Genomic DNA, 13,110 nt, shown 5'->3' on the forward strand with positions numbered 1-13,110 from the left:
TCATCGGGCGATTCATCCACTTCTACAACTACCGCCGTCCGCACATGAGCATAGCTTATAAGATACCGGCAGTGGCGCATACGGAGCAAGGGGAGCAGGAGAAGAGGTGGAAAAACAGCTTTTATACCGGAAAAAGTGACACGGATGGGAAAAACATCGTAACTTTACCGGGGCAAACGGCAAGTCCGGAGGAAGGCGTAAACCGGTGCCCTTGACGGTCAAAAACCGGAATGCCCCATTGAGGGGTATCCGGTTTTAGCAAACGAGCAAAACCTGGACTCTGCATGTCCGGTTTTCTTGCACTGTCTATCAAAACAGCACGGGTTGCTCGATGGTGTATAGGGAATCAGTATGGCAAGGAAAAAAGTGTCTACAGGTTCAGCTAATGTAGCAAAAAAGTGTCTAGTAAAATCAGGTAAAGTCATTTCACTAATTCATGCGGATGAGTTGCTCAACTCATCCGCATGAGTTTATCAACTGATACGCATGAACCGAGCAACTCATACGTATCAGTTTATTTGTTTGTACGTATCACTCTGATAATCGATATTCATGAACATGTCAAGTGATAAGTTGGCTTCACTTATATTATAGTTTATTTCCGAATGCTAAGTCTCCTGCGTCACCTAATCCGGGAACAATATATTTATGTTCGTTCAGTATCGGATCGATAGCTGCACACCATAAAGTGGCTTTATCGCCGGGGAACAGCTTTTCCAAGTGCTTTACACCCTCTTCACTGGCTATAACACAAGCGAAGTGTAGCCGTTTAGGAGTTCCTTTCGTGAGGAATGCTTTCCATGCCAATTCCATGCTTTCACCGGTAGCCAGCATAGGATCTACTAATAATAAAGTATGTTCGGATAAATCCGGCGCGGCAATGTATTCGATACGGACATCAATCTCATGATTTCCTTTATCTTTATAATAGCGGTAAGCAGAAACGAATGCACAATCGGCTTGATCGAAGTAATTTAGGAATCCGGTTTGCAGAGGAAGACCTGCGCGGAAAACAGTCGCGACAATTACTTTATCATCTGTTGTATTAACATCGGCAATACCCAAGGGAGTCTGTACTTTCTTGGTAGAGTAATCCATTGTTTTGCTAATTTCGTACGCCATAATTTCACCTATACGCTCGATGTTATGACGGAATCGCATCCGATTACCCTGTACTTTTACATCTCTTAGTTCAGCAACAAATCTGTTGAGTATAGAGTTCGTTTTGCTTAGATTGTAAATTCTCATATATATATTTAATTATCGAAATAAAAATGTAAACTCGGCAAAGTAACGAATTTTTTTTCAATTTGTAAAGTAGAAGTGGCAATTAATGTTATACAACTTTAAATCCGTTTCTATTAAGATAATATTTAATTATTAAATTCTTTTTATAAGAATAATAAGTTAATTTTGCACTGAATTTTAAACGGTATGTTGAAAGATTACTAATAAGATTGATAAAACAGCAATTATAATATAATTTAATTCTTAAAAACAAATGGCAAATTTAGATTTAGCAAAGTACGGAATTAAAGATGTAAAGGAAGTCCTTTACAATCCTACTTATGAGGTTTTGTTCAACGAAGAGACAAAGCCGGGTTTGGAAGGTTATGACAAAGGTCAGGAGACTGAGCTTGGTGCAATCAATGTAATGACAGGTGTTTATACCGGTCGTTCTCCTAAGGATAAATATATCGTTATGGATGAGAATGCAAAGGATACAGTATGGTGGAATACTCCGGAATATCCAAATGATAATCATCCTTTGTCAAAAGAGAATTGGGCCGTTTTGAAGAAATTGGCTCAGGATCAGCTTTCAGGCAAGAGATTGTTTGTTGTTGATGGTTTCTGTGGCGCAAACAAAGATACTCGCATGAAAGTTCGTTTCATCGTAGAAGTTGCATGGCAGGCTCACTTCGTAACAAATATGTTCATCCGTCCACAGAATCAGGCTGAGTTCGATCAGGAACCTGATTTCGTTGTGTATTGTGCTTCCAAAGCAAAAGTTGAGAACTTTAAAGAGTTAGGCCTTCGTTCAGATACAGCTGTTGCATTTAACGTAACAAGCAAAGAGCAGGTTATCTTAAATACTTGGTACGGTGGTGAAATGAAGAAAGGTATGTTCTCTATGATGAACTACTATTTACCATTGAAGGGCATTGCTTCTATGCACTGTTCTGCAAATACTGATATGAACGGTGAGAATACAGCTATCTTCTTCGGTCTTTCCGGTACAGGTAAGACAACTTTGTCAACTGATCCTAAGCGTAAGTTGATTGGTGATGATGAGCACGGATGGGATGACAATGGCGTATTTAATTTGGAAGGTGGTTGCTATGCTAAGGTTATCAATTTGGATAAGGAAGCCGAACCAGATATTTATGGCGCTATCACTCGTGACGCTCTTCTTGAGAATGTTACTGTTGACAAAGCTGGTAAGATTGATTTCGCAGATAAGAGCGTAACGGAGAATACTCGTGTTTCTTATCCTATTTATCATATCCACAACATTGTACGTCCTATTTCTCATGCTCCGGCAGCAAAACAGGTTATCTTCCTGTCAGCTGATGCATTTGGCGTATTACCTCCGGTATCTATCTTGAATGCCGAGCAGACTAAGTATTATTTCTTGTCTGGTTTCACGGCTAAGTTGGCAGGTACAGAGCGTGGCATTACAGAGCCTACTCCAACATTCTCTGCTTGCTTCGGTCAGGCATTCTTGGAATTACATCCGACTAAGTACGCTGATGAATTGGTTAAGAAGATGCAGAAGAGTAATGCGAAAGCTTATTTGGTTAACACCGGCTGGAACGGAACAGGCAAGCGTATTTCTATTCGCGATACTCGTGGTATTATTGATGCTATCTTAGATCACTCTATTGATCAGGCTCCTACAAAGACTATTCCTTATTTCAACTTTGTAGTTCCTACTCAGTTGAATGGCGTTGACCCACATATCCTTGATCCTCGTGATACTTATAAGGACGCTTCTGAATGGGATGTTAAGGCTAAGGATTTGGCCGGTCGTTTCATCAAGAATTTTGTTAAGTATGAAGGCAATGAGGCTGGAAAGGCATTGGTTGCTGCCGGTCCGAAACTCTAATAGAATTTATCTTTAGACTAAATAAAAGAGGGGAGTAACCAATGGTTGCTTCCCTCTTATTGTTTCATTAATAATGAGGTATATGAAAAATCTATTTGTAACCATATTGACTGTCCTCACGCTATTGATGCCGTCGTGTCAGTCAAAAGCTCAGTCTGATGCAACAACCGAGACTGTGCCTCAAAATGATGGTAAGAATGTGGTAGTCGAGACCATTATGGCTCGCCGAAGTATTCGTAAATACCACCCGCAAGCAGTGAACCGCGATACCATGAACATAGTTCTGAAGTGCGGTATAAATGCTCCCAGTGCAATGAATGTTCAAGATTGGGAAGTTCGTGTAGTCGATAATCAGGAATTTCTTAATGGCCTGACAACAATCTTTAAAGAGAAGAATAAGGAGATGGCTGAACGTGACAAGGAAATGAGGAATATGTTTCGTAATGCCCCGACAGTTGCTTTTATAGCAGCAAAAAAAGATTCAAAGTTCTCTTCTGTTGATTGCGCTTTAATGGCAGAGAATATGATGATTGCAGCCAAGTCAATGGGAATTGGATCTGTCTGTATGGCCGGACCGGTCGAATTTTTAAAAGGTCCGGATTGTGCGGACTATTTGAATAAACTGGGATTCAGTGATGATTATGAATTGTTGTTGACCATTGGTTTCGGTTATCCTGCAGAAGAACCGGCAGCCAAACCGAGAGATGAAAGCAAATGTAAATTCGTCGATTAATAGATTTTGATATATAAGTAGAGTAGCGTTTTGATATGTTCAAAAGGCTACTCTTTTTATTTATTCTGTTTCTATGTATAAAAAGAATGTTAAATTCCATAGATTTTTTATCAAGTTGATAAAAATGAACTATATTTGAAGAAGTGAAAAAAGGAAGAATTTTTATTCTTTCCTCCATATTAAAAAATAACCTTAAATATAAGTATCATGATTATTGGTATTCCAAAAGAAATTATGCATGACGAGAATCGTGTTGCATGTACACCTGAAACAGTAAGTAAATTTGTTAAAGATGGTTTTGAAGTCTTAGTTGAAAAGCATGCTGGTGAAGGTGCTTTGTATCGTGATGAGGATTATATAGCAGCCGGAGCTAAAGTGTTAGCTGATCCTCAAGAGATATACGATAAGGCCGAACTGATTCTGAAAGTGAAAGAACCACTTTTCAACGACAAATTAGGTAAGCACGAAGTAGATATGATGCATAAAGGTCAGTATCTGATTACCTTTATTCATCCGGCATCTCCGGTCAATCATGAGATGGTGAAGAAGATGACGAAACAAGGTGTTATTGCGTTAACATTGGATTGTATTCCACGTATATCCAGAGCTCAAAGTATGGATGCGCTGACTTCTATGAGTACTTGTGCCGGATATAAAGGAATCTTGATGGCTGCCGATCATCTGACAAAATTTATGCCTCAGATGTTTACTGCCGTAGGCAGGATAGAACCGGCAAAAGTGATGGTTATCGGTGTTGGTGTGGCAGGTCTTCAGGCTTTGGCAACAGCAAAACGTTTAGGTGCTGTGGTTTATGCGGCAGATATTCGTCCGATGGCTGTGGAAAATGCTCAGAGTTTAGGAGCAAAAATAGTAGATACTACCGTTCCAGAGGAGTTGGCTGTGGGTGAAGGTGGCTATGCAAAGAGCCTTCCGGAAGATGTATTAGCTAAAGAACGTGAAGCCTTAAAGAGTACTATCCAAGATATGGATATCGTATTTTGCTCCGTTCTTATCCCGGGAAAGATCGCTCCTATGATTATTACAGAAGATACTGTTAAGGGAATGAAGCGTGGTTCTGTTATCGTTGACATTGCTATTGATCAGGGAGGTAACTGCGAAATCACTCCGAAAGGGGCTATTGAGGTCAAGCATGATGTTACGCTCATTGGCATAAAGAATATTCCGGGAGAATTACCGCAAAGTTCAACTTGGATGTTCTCGAATAATATGTACAACTTGGTTAAATATTTGACCAAGGATGGTAATATTGTTTTGAATCGTGAAGACGAAATAGTAGCCAAAAGTTTGGTATGTATAGATGGAGAATTAGTTCACACCGGAGCTCGGGAAGCGATGGGCTTATAATTTTCGCGTATGATTGACCCAATTTTATTAGTCATTATATTTGTAGTGTGCACCGTGGTAGGATATTTTATTATCCGCACGGTGCCCAGTTTGCTTCACACTCCGTTAATGTCGGGTATGAATGCCTTGTCGGGAGTTACTATTGTTGGAGCCATCACAGCAGCAGGTGTTTCGTTATTGAATCCGTTTGGTTCGGTTTTGCTTTCTCAAATATTGGGATGTATAGCTATTATTCTGGCGGCTATTAATGTTGTTGGAGGTTTTATGGTTACCCACCGTATGCTCAAAATGTTTGATAAAAAAGAAAAGGAGGATAAGTAATGGGGACAATACAGGTTATATTTAGTGTTATTCTTTCCATAGCTGTCCTTATCGGAATATCTATGATGAGCAAGGTGAAGACTGCTGTTACCGGAAACTTGATTTCTGCTTTGGCCATCCTGATAGGAATAGTCGCGACGTTGTTGTTAAGTGGAGTAGTGAGTGCGTGGACTATATATCCGGCAATGATCATAGGCTTACTGATAGGTAGTTTGATTGCCAGAAAGGTAAAAATGATACAAATGCCTCAGACGGTAGCATTGTTTAACGGATTAGGTGGCGGTGCTTCTGCGTTGGTTGGTATTATGACAGCTTTACTTTATGGCTTTACTGCGGAAGAGTTAAATGCTTTTTCTACCCATGGGGCGAAGTTTATAATGTTTACGTCTCTTTTGGCAATTGCCGTGGGAATGACGACATTGATAGGTAGTTTGGTAGCTGCCGGTAAATTGAGCCGAATATTGAATCAGCGTCCGGTGATTTGGGCGGGGCATTCGGCTATCACTATATTGCTCATTATATTGACATTCATTTTCATTGTTTTAGGAACTATTGACGGATGGGTTAATGTATCCTATATAGTAGGAGTGTTAATTACTTCTTCGCTTTTTGGATTGTTTTTCTCCGTGAGGGTTGGTGGGGCAGATATGCCTATTACCATCTCATTGCTGAATTCTTTATCGGGTGTGGCAGGAGCTATTGCAGGTATGGCAATCAGTAATATTTTCCTTGTGGCTGTTGGTGGAATTGTTGGTGCATCAGGTTTGTTACTTACTCAAATTATGTGTAGAGCGATGAATCGTAATTTAATGAGCATTCTTTTAGGCGGAACATCAAAGCAACCGGTAAATGTTCAGAAGGAGGAGAAATCGGCTGAGGAGAAGATAACAGACAGCCCTTCTGCTGAGGAAAGAGTGATAGAGGAAAAGCCTGTTGCTCAAAGGAGTCCGGGTGAAATTCTGGCTATGGCAAAAGATGTGATCATTGTTCCGGGATATGGTATGGCTTTGGCACAGGCACAGCATTTAGTGAAATTATTGGCAGACAAATTAGCTGCTAAAGGGGTGAGAGTACGTTTCGCCATTCATCCGGTTGCCGGAAGAATGCCCGGACACATGAATGTTCTATTGGCTGAGGCTGATGTTCCATACGAACAACTCTTTGAGATGGAAACGATAAATGAGGATTTTGCTAAGACAGATGCTGTGGTGGTGATTGGAGCTAACGATGTGATGAATCCGGCTGCACGAAATGCAGAAGGTACGCCTATATACGGTATGCCGGTATTGAGTGTTGATCAAGCACCGGAAGTAATCATCTGTAATTTTGACCTTAAACCGGGATATGCCGGTGTTGAGAATCCACTTTACTCGAGAAAAGAAGGCGTTTATTTGTTGTTAGGTGACGCAAAAGAGAGTTTAAATAAGCTGATAACTCAGTTTTAAATAGAGTTTCTTGTGCTGTAAGAAGGGTGTTTCATTATGAAGTGTCTTCGAAAGTTAGATAAAAACTTTCAAGGTTCACTTCATTTGATACACCCTTTTGCTTATGGATAACGGAGGTGAATTAGCCGAGCTTTTTGGGATAGCTAAAAAGCTGGAAGTAATGTGTTTATTACTATCGACTTTTACGCTTTATGGCGGAAGGGTGTTGTGAAAATACGAATAAACTTATTAGACAATACATACTAAAAGAATCTGATATCAGCACTATTACAAACGAGAATATTAAGAGAATGCAAGCTAAAATAAATAGAAGGCCAAAGGAAGAACTGAAATTTTCTATACCCACCAAGGAGTTTTTTTATATTATGCTTAATATTACATTTGTTGGTTGATTCTTTAACACTTAAAAAAAAACACAAACTCAACTGAGTAGCGGCTACTATTTTGAACTGGTGTCCATTCTGAGCAAGCAAAGTTGCAGAACTCCACTAATTTGTTGTGACCTTATTTCCGTGAATTAAGTTCATCGCTCATGCGCCTTTGCTATGCGTCATTTCCGCCATCCTGCTGATCGGGCAAGGGTACATTGACAAACTGGCGAGTGGCATTGATGTCCATCTTATAGAAGCGGTCAGCTTTATCAAGATCGTTCATCTGCTGCATTTCTGCATCGGTCAGACGGATTCGGAGGGCATCAATGTTCTCCTGTATGTGGGCAGGATTGGTTGATTTGAGGATAACGGAATGTCCAGTCTGAATATGCCAAGCTAAGATAATCTGTGCCGCAGTAGCATGATGGTTGCGAGCTATCTCGGTGATGACAGGGTCACGTAACAATTCACCCCTACTGGCAGCTCCTCCTAACGGATACCAGCACTCTATTGCCATATTGCTCTTTTTAATTAGTTCCGATTCCTGCTTGCGTTGTGCATAGGGGTGACATTCCATTTGGAGGACTACCGGCTTTATTTCGGTAGAATCCACACACCACTTATATAGCTCTTCAGCTCCCTTCACCTCAAAGTTTGACACCCCAAGGCAACGTACTTTGCGTTCTTTTACTGCCTTTTCCAGATTGCGCCATCCTGCCTTTACGTCGCCAACGGGCTGATGAAGGTAAACAAGGTCGATATATTCCAGTCCAAGTCGCTTCAGCATCTTGTCAATAGCTGTTGGGTCAGCGTATTCCGTAGGCCATAATTTGGAAGTTATCCAGATTTCCGCACGACTCACACCGCTTTCCTTGCAGAATTCATTGACAGCTTCGCCTACGCCCTGCTCGTCCTGATAGGCATGAGCGGTATCAATATGTCTGTATCCGGCACGCAGTGCCGTAAGCACGGCTTGTTTGCACTCTTTATTGTTGCGCATGAGGAATGTACCAATACCGAATTGGGGCATCATCACGTTATTGCTGAGTCGTATCTGAGGATTGAGTGCCGGCACTGTCGACTGATACTTTGCTGTGTTCCGGCTATCATCTCCTGTGTCTACGTGCTCAATGCGTACCTTGTTACCGTCTGGACCACTGATGCGTGTAGTGAAAATAAAGGAGCCGAGCTGCCAGCGGCCTTTCTCTTTTTTGAAAAGCGAAGTAACGTAAAACGGCGTAACCACTTCTCGGTCGCCAACACCTGCCGTCAGAGTGATAGTGCTATAGACAAGGGCATCGGCACCAACAAACTTCACATCAACGTGGAAGATGTCGGCTTTCTTATACCAGAGAAACCCGTTGCCGATGGCTTGCAGTTCTTGTTCTTTACCCCAGTAGCCACCCATGTGTACGAACATTGCCTGGTCATGGAAGAGTGTACGCAGACTGTTGGTGTCTTTCTTTGCCATTAGATTCCAGATTTTCTGCTGAAGGTCTACAATTTCTTTCTCCTGTTTGGGCCATGTTTGCTCGGCATAGGGCGTTGGCTGTGGTTCACGCTGTGCGTAGGCTGCGACTGCTAAGAGACAGACTACAATGAATGACATTAACTTTCTCATATTGTTCTGAATTTATGTTTTGTTTGTTTATTGTTGCAAAGTTATGTCAAGTATTTATATGAGTTGTTATATAATTTAAGGACGTATTTTTACAATTCAAGGTTTCTTGTTATATTTGTATAATATAGGTTGCGCTCAGGTAATTTGAAAGCAAATTTTCATTGCGCTCGCTTGCACAATCTTTATTCAAAAGGAGACATTATAAATGGATATAGCTGACAAATTTATCTTTACCGATAATATCTTCCAATGGTCTGACTATTGCATGAAAGATTATCTTCCGCATATCTTCTGTATGGACGGTAGTCTGAACTTTGTGCTTGACGGCAAGCCCTATTATGCTGTCGATGGCGACTGCATAATTCCAAGTATCCTGAAGCCTGCCTATCAGATTACGCCCAGTGAGGATTTTCGTTGTCGCATCATGTTTATCGACGCAGGCTATATTGATCAGAATAAACCTGTTATGCATTATAATGTCATCGGGCACTTAGGGCTGATACAGAATCCAATAATCCATCTACTGCCTGCTGAATTTCAAATGTGTCTTGAGAACGTGGATGTCATACGGAAACGTTTCCTCCGTTCTTACCATTCTTTTTATTTGGAGGCATTGCGCACAGCTTTCCAAGCGTTTGTGCTTGACATGTACGACATTCACTGCCGACAGGGAGGATTGAAGCAGGTAGGCTCATCGCAGGCTGAAGTCCTTGTTCGTCGTTTTATCGCCATGTTGCAGGAAGGAGGCTGTCGCACTCATCGCTCGCCCAGTTATTATGCAGACAAACTTTATATCACACCTATCTATCTTACTGAGATATGCCGTCGCGTCACCCATAACACACCGACTTATTGGATAGATTATTTTACGGCATCAGAAATCAAGACACTACTTGCCGACAAAAACCTTTCGCTTCAGACCATTGCCGACCAGCTGGGATTCTCTTCTCTTGCTTACTTCAGCCGATATTGCACCAAATTGTTCGATAATCCTCCATCGCGAATGAGATAAGTTAAGGGTGTTCTTTTGAGTGACATAACTTACACATATCAATAATTTTTTCTATGATATTTTAAAGTATTTATTCAGCATATCAAATATCATTAGGATTCTTGAGCTATATGAAAAGATTTATACAGAATCTGGAAGGATAGGAATTTATAGATGCATTTTATTGTAAAGGGCTTATCTGAAAGAGTCTGATTATCCACAAAGACTTCAACACTTAGTGTGACTTATCAACCACCGTTCCGATGTATATGAACATGGAAAGTGATACGTATGAGTTGGGTGATTCATCCGCATGAGTTGCTCGATTGATGCTGATGAGTTACTCGATTCATCCGTATGAGTTGGGCGATTCATCCGCATCACTTTTTGCCATCACTTGATACTAAAGGATACAAACACACAGGTTCCTTAGATTCCTCCAAGTTCCCTTATATGGCTTTCCGAGAACCGAAAATGATGGGAAAAATACAGAAGCATTGAATTATAGGAAGACATAACAAAACAGACTATTAGCACACTACTCTGCATGCCAGTTGGCAGATCTTTATATTTTGTTCAACGCATGTTTTTTTATATTATGATGGCTAAAAAATAGAAGGGAAAAGAAAATCTATTAACTTTGTTGGCGTTCAATAGAAAATATAAAAGATTAAAATTATAACAATATGAAAAGAAGTTATTCCACATGGGCATTGCTTGGATTAATAGGATTTTGCTTTTTAGCCCAACCTTTACAGGCAGAAAGCATTGAAAAGGGAGATATTGCAAAAGAAGTTAAAGCGTCATCGAGTAAAATTACTATCGGAACGATAGTTTATAAATGGCAGGATATAGATAATCAATTCAAATTTCTGAAAGAGAATGGCTTTACTTCTTGCCAGTTGAATTATAATAAAGGCATGGACGCAGTTTTCGCGAAGGAAGTAAAGACAGTTTCAGAGAAATATGGAATAAAGGTTACGACAGTTGTAGGTGTTCCGGGACATAGTGAATGGAATTTTATAAAAGGTCCGTCTACTATCGGACTTGTTCCCACTGAAGGTCGTGCAGAGAAGATTGAGACCTATCATCAGATGATTGATTTTTGTGCTGAGGCAGGTGTTCCTGCTATGCATTCTCATTTCGGATTTATTCCCGAAGATCCTTCTTCTGAGCAATATAAGGATTTTATTGAGGTTATGAAACAGTTGGCCGGTTATGCAAAAGATAAAGGAATTATGATTTATTTTGAAACAGGTCAGGAGACTCCGACCACGCTTATTCGGGCTTTAACAGATATAGGTACCGAAAATGTATTTATCAATTGCGATGTGGCTAATCTTTTACTTTATGGAAAAGCTAATCCGACAGATGCCATTCGTGTGTTTGGGCCGTTGGTAAAAGATGTCCACGCAAAGGATGGCTGCTATCCTACACGTGAAGATCCTTATCATTTGGGAGCAGAGAAGCCTATTCCCGAAGGCGATGTAGATTTTCCTGCTATCATTAAGATTTTGAAAAAGGAAGGTTATGAAGGCGCCCTTACCATTGAGTGTGAGTTGAATGGATCGAGTCAAGCTTACTTGGCTAAGACTCGGCAGTATCTGCAGGATTTGATTGATAAGGAGTAATTCTATAAAAGGTAAATAACAAATCATGATAACCCCTCGTCGTATATGGAACTGGTGTCAGCGAATTAAGCACAGAAGAGGTTACGGAGTACAGTCTCCAACCGATTTCTTTTTGATAACTTCGGTCATCTATGAGAGGCGGCCATATTATGCTTACCGTATGCTAAAGTCGCGTATGTACGACTACTATCTTCCACATTACAGAGATAAAGTCAATCGGCTTCTTTTCCGGCTGGTTAACTTTTATCAACCGTCTAATTTAGTTGAGGTGGGACGTGAAAACGGAGAAGCATTTAGTTATATGCGGGCTGCCTCGCAAAAAATGGTTGCTTTTTCTATACGCGGGAAAGAAAAAGAGATGGTTTTACTTCAATTGGAAAGATATTTGGAAGAAGTGAACCGGATAGGATGCTTGCATATTGGGCATACTCCTTTTTATAAAGAAGTTTATGAATTGGCAATTTCGTATGTGAATCAAGATAGTTGGTTTATTGTGGGCGGTATACATGAATCCGGAGAGAAACGGATGTGGTGGAAGCAGGTGAAAGATGACCCACGTACCGGAATAACTTATGATTTGTTTGATATCGGATTAGTCTTCTTTGATAAGAAGCGTTACAAGGAGCATTATATTGTTAATTTTTTATGATGTCATGAAAATATATACTAAGAGAGGAGATAAAGGAACGACTTCGTTAGTAGGAGGAGTTCGTGTTTTAAAAACAGATATACGCCTTGAAGCGTATGGTACAGTGGATGAATTGAATTCACAGTTGGGTGTGTTGGAAACGTATCTTACAGATCCGGAGGATATAGAATTGATGGAATATATTCAGCGAAAATTGTTTGCTATTGGCGGCTATTTGGCTACCGATCAGTCGAAGACAGAAGTACGTCAGAGTTTTATCGTTACTTCTGATGATGTGAAGAAAATAGAGGACGCAATCGATGCGGCAGAAGCACTTCTTCCACCGTTACGTTCGTTTGTTCTTCCTGGAGGGGCAAGGGGAGCAGCTGTTGCTCACGTATGCCGTACAGTGTGTCGACGGACAGAACGCCGTATCCTTGCGTTGGGAGAGCAATATCCGCTTGATGAGCAGTTATTGGCCTTTATGAATCGATTATCAGATTATCTTTTCAATCTCGCAAGAAAGATTAACATAATAACAAACGAAAATGAAAAAATTTTAGATAATGGGAGGAAATGATATAAATTATACTATCTTTGCGCGGAAAATGTAGAAAAGGTAATTATTTTTAACGACTTAAAGGGATTTACTATGTACTGGACATTAGAATTGGCCTCAAAGCTTGAGGATGCTCCTTGGCCTGCAACCAAAGATGAACTGATTGACTATGCCGTTCGTTCAGGAGCACCAATGGAGGTAATTGAAAATTTGCAGGAAATAGAAGACGAGGGCGAAGTGTATGAAAGTATAGAAGATATTTGGCCTGATTATCCAACTAAGGAGGATTTCTTCTTTAACGAGGATGAGTATTGATTCTTTTGCATTTAAAACGCTTAG

General features: G+C 40.5%; 12 protein-coding genes and 1 pseudogene. 11 read left to right on the forward strand and 2 right to left on the reverse strand.

Annotated elements, in window-relative coordinates:
• Positions 1-215: pseudogene (locus tag LO761_RS08455) on the forward strand (IS3 family transposase); the annotation flags it as partial.
• A 373-nt stretch (positions 216-588) separates the two neighbouring features.
• Here the strand turns inward: LO761_RS08455 and upp are convergent.
• Positions 589-1,248: a uracil phosphoribosyltransferase gene (upp, locus tag LO761_RS08460; protein WP_272817854.1), complete on the reverse strand. Its 660-nt coding sequence runs from the start codon at positions 1,246-1,248 to the stop codon at positions 589-591.
• 253 nt (positions 1,249-1,501) lie between these two features.
• Between upp and pckA the strand changes: the two genes are divergently transcribed.
• The 5 genes from pckA (at position 1,502) to LO761_RS08485 (ending at position 6,970) form a co-directional block, all read left to right on the forward strand.
• On the forward strand, positions 1,502-3,106 hold the full coding sequence (gene pckA, locus LO761_RS08465; RefSeq protein WP_272817855.1) for a phosphoenolpyruvate carboxykinase (ATP): 1,605 nt from the start codon (positions 1,502-1,504) through the stop codon (positions 3,104-3,106).
• Between the two features lie 82 nt (positions 3,107-3,188).
• Positions 3,189-3,839 carry a nitroreductase family protein gene (locus tag LO761_RS08470; protein WP_272817856.1) on the forward strand — a complete coding sequence of 217 codons (651 nt, stop codon included), beginning with the start codon at positions 3,189-3,191 and terminating at the stop codon, positions 3,837-3,839.
• Between the two features lie 207 nt (positions 3,840-4,046).
• Entirely contained in the window at positions 4,047-5,204 is a 1,158-nt protein-coding gene (locus LO761_RS08475) for an NAD(P) transhydrogenase subunit alpha (protein ID WP_272817857.1), read from the forward strand.
• A 12-nt stretch (positions 5,205-5,216) separates the two neighbouring features.
• Positions 5,217-5,525 (forward strand): NAD(P) transhydrogenase subunit alpha, encoded by a 309-nt coding sequence (locus LO761_RS08480; protein WP_272817929.1) that lies wholly within the window; start codon positions 5,217-5,219, stop codon positions 5,523-5,525.
• Entirely contained in the window at positions 5,525-6,970 is a 1,446-nt protein-coding gene (locus LO761_RS08485; protein ID WP_336385768.1) for an NAD(P)(+) transhydrogenase (Re/Si-specific) subunit beta, read from the forward strand. The genes LO761_RS08480 and LO761_RS08485 overlap by 1 nt, the downstream gene beginning before the upstream one ends.
• Before the next feature lie 543 nt (positions 6,971-7,513).
• On the opposite strand, the gene LO761_RS08490 is transcribed toward LO761_RS08485, so the two are convergent.
• The gene (locus LO761_RS08490) at positions 7,514-8,962 is read right to left on the reverse strand and encodes an aldo/keto reductase (protein WP_272817858.1); all 1,449 of its coding nucleotides are present in this window, start codon (positions 8,960-8,962) and stop codon (positions 7,514-7,516) included.
• A gap of 205 nt (positions 8,963-9,167) precedes the next feature.
• Between LO761_RS08490 and LO761_RS08495 the strand changes: the two genes are divergently transcribed.
• The 5 genes from LO761_RS08495 to LO761_RS08515 all read left to right on the forward strand — a co-directional run bounded on the left by LO761_RS08495 (position 9,168) and on the right by LO761_RS08515 (position 13,086).
• Entirely contained in the window at positions 9,168-9,974 is an 807-nt protein-coding gene (locus LO761_RS08495; protein ID WP_272817859.1) for a helix-turn-helix domain-containing protein, read from the forward strand.
• 665 nt (positions 9,975-10,639) lie between these two features.
• The gene (locus tag LO761_RS08500; RefSeq protein ID WP_272817860.1) at positions 10,640-11,584 is read left to right on the forward strand and encodes a sugar phosphate isomerase/epimerase family protein; all 945 of its coding nucleotides are present in this window, start codon (positions 10,640-10,642) and stop codon (positions 11,582-11,584) included.
• A 25-nt stretch (positions 11,585-11,609) separates the two neighbouring features.
• Positions 11,610-12,233, forward strand: coding sequence for a hypothetical protein (locus LO761_RS08505; RefSeq protein ID WP_272817861.1), 624 nt, complete (start codon positions 11,610-11,612; stop codon positions 12,231-12,233).
• Between the two features lie 4 nt (positions 12,234-12,237).
• Positions 12,238-12,792: a cob(I)yrinic acid a,c-diamide adenosyltransferase gene (locus LO761_RS08510; RefSeq protein ID WP_272817862.1), complete on the forward strand. Its 555-nt coding sequence runs from the start codon at positions 12,238-12,240 to the stop codon at positions 12,790-12,792.
• 72 nt (positions 12,793-12,864) lie between these two features.
• On the forward strand, positions 12,865-13,086 hold the full coding sequence (locus tag LO761_RS08515) for a DUF2795 domain-containing protein (RefSeq protein ID WP_272817863.1): 222 nt from the start codon (positions 12,865-12,867) through the stop codon (positions 13,084-13,086).
• The last annotated feature ends 24 nt before the right edge of the window (positions 13,087-13,110 follow it).

Origin of the sequence: Phocaeicola oris (genome assembly GCF_021295095.1) — a bacterium.
Taxonomy (GTDB): Bacteria; Bacteroidota; Bacteroidia; order Bacteroidales; family Bacteroidaceae; genus Phocaeicola; species Phocaeicola oris.

Excerpts from the sequence above, each read along its gene's own strand:
- upp (WP_272817854.1), bottom strand. The coding sequence starts at position 1,248 with ATGAGAATTTACAATCTAAGCAAAACGAACTCTATACTCAACAGATTT.
- pckA (WP_272817855.1), top strand. The coding sequence starts at position 1,502 with ATGGCAAATTTAGATTTAGCAAAGTACGGAATTAAAGATGTAAAGGAA.
- LO761_RS08485 (WP_336385768.1), top strand. The coding sequence starts at position 5,525 with ATGGGGACAATACAGGTTATATTTAGTGTTATTCTTTCCATAGCTGTC.
- LO761_RS08510 (WP_272817862.1), top strand. The coding sequence starts at position 12,238 with ATGAAAATATATACTAAGAGAGGAGATAAAGGAACGACTTCGTTAGTA.
- LO761_RS08490 (WP_272817858.1), bottom strand. The coding sequence starts at position 8,962 with ATGAGAAAGTTAATGTCATTCATTGTAGTCTGTCTCTTAGCAGTCGCA.
- LO761_RS08470 (WP_272817856.1), top strand. The coding sequence starts at position 3,189 with ATGAAAAATCTATTTGTAACCATATTGACTGTCCTCACGCTATTGATG.
- LO761_RS08495 (WP_272817859.1), top strand. The coding sequence starts at position 9,168 with ATGGATATAGCTGACAAATTTATCTTTACCGATAATATCTTCCAATGG.
- LO761_RS08515 (WP_272817863.1), top strand. The coding sequence starts at position 12,865 with ATGTACTGGACATTAGAATTGGCCTCAAAGCTTGAGGATGCTCCTTGG.
- LO761_RS08475 (WP_272817857.1), top strand. The coding sequence starts at position 4,047 with ATGATTATTGGTATTCCAAAAGAAATTATGCATGACGAGAATCGTGTT.
- LO761_RS08500 (WP_272817860.1), top strand. The coding sequence starts at position 10,640 with ATGAAAAGAAGTTATTCCACATGGGCATTGCTTGGATTAATAGGATTT.
- LO761_RS08505 (WP_272817861.1), top strand. The coding sequence starts at position 11,610 with ATGATAACCCCTCGTCGTATATGGAACTGGTGTCAGCGAATTAAGCAC.